General features: G+C 63.3%; 1 pseudogene. It reads left to right on the top strand.

The annotated features are described in order from the left end of the window. A pseudogene (locus FMEAI12_RS37935) lies at positions 1-248 on the top strand (integrase); the annotation flags it as partial.

Raw genomic sequence — 248 nt, 5'->3', positions numbered from 1 at the left:
TGGGTCACCCAACGTGCACGGAACCTGCTGATGGACCTCAAGGAACGTGGCCACCGGTTCCGGTTCCTCCTCCATGACCGCGACACGAAATTCACGGCTTCCTTCGACTCCGTCTTCGCCGGAACCGATATCGATGTGGTGCGCACACCACCGCAAGCCCCACAGGCGAACGCGATCGCGGAACGCTGGGCCGGCACCGCCCGCCGCGAATGCACCGACAGACTACTAATCGTCTCCGAACGGCACCT

This window comes from Parafrankia sp. Ea1.12 (genome assembly GCF_900465275.1).
Lineage (GTDB): Bacteria > Actinomycetota > Actinomycetes > Frankiales > Frankiaceae > Parafrankia > Parafrankia soli.
Note: the sequence above shows the minus strand (reverse complement) of the source record. Positions and strands in the feature narration are given on the sequence as shown.